The 501-nt window shown below is 67.5% G+C and carries 1 protein-coding gene; it reads right to left on the bottom strand.

Annotation, left to right across the window (positions count from 1 at the left end):
• Positions 1-501 (bottom strand): transposase (locus tag G6021_RS16675; protein ID WP_182641776.1); only part of this gene is annotated, 501 nt, incomplete at both ends.

Below are 501 nucleotides of genomic sequence, written 5' to 3'. Positions count from 1 at the left end.
TGCGACGTGCAGGAAGCGGTAGCGCATCGCTTTGGGCTCGCACAACGCCAGGACAGCGGCCTCGCCGGTGCAGGCCAGCATCCGCGTCCAGGCCACCAGATCTGCGGCGATCATCACCGCCACCAGCCACGCCTGGTTGAGGGCGAACTCGCGTGAAGGCAGACGGCCCAGGCCGGTGTCTTTGGCGTGTCGGATCCGGTCCTCGACCCGGGCGTGAGCCCGGTGCCTGGCCTCGAGGAACTGCAGCTGACCGGTGGCAGTGTTGGTAACGAATGCTTGGTAGCGCCACCCGTCGATCTCCTCGAACATCGATAGTTGGGCGCCGGGGTGGGGCCGTTCGCGGCGGACGATGACTCGCATTCCGTCTGGCCACTTGGCGAGCATCCTGGGGCTGAGAAAGCCGGTCAGTTCGGCAACCTCGGCCCCGTCTCGGATGTCGCCGGAGGGATTCAATGCCGGCCCCCACGCAGCCTCTGGGCAGATCGCGATGGCCCGGCGTAG

Origin of the sequence: Dietzia sp. CW19 (assembly GCF_014145265.1) — a bacterium.
Classification (GTDB): domain Bacteria; phylum Actinomycetota; class Actinomycetes; order Mycobacteriales; family Mycobacteriaceae; genus Dietzia; species Dietzia natronolimnaea.
Note: the sequence above shows the minus strand (reverse complement) of the source record. Positions and strands in the feature narration are given on the sequence as shown.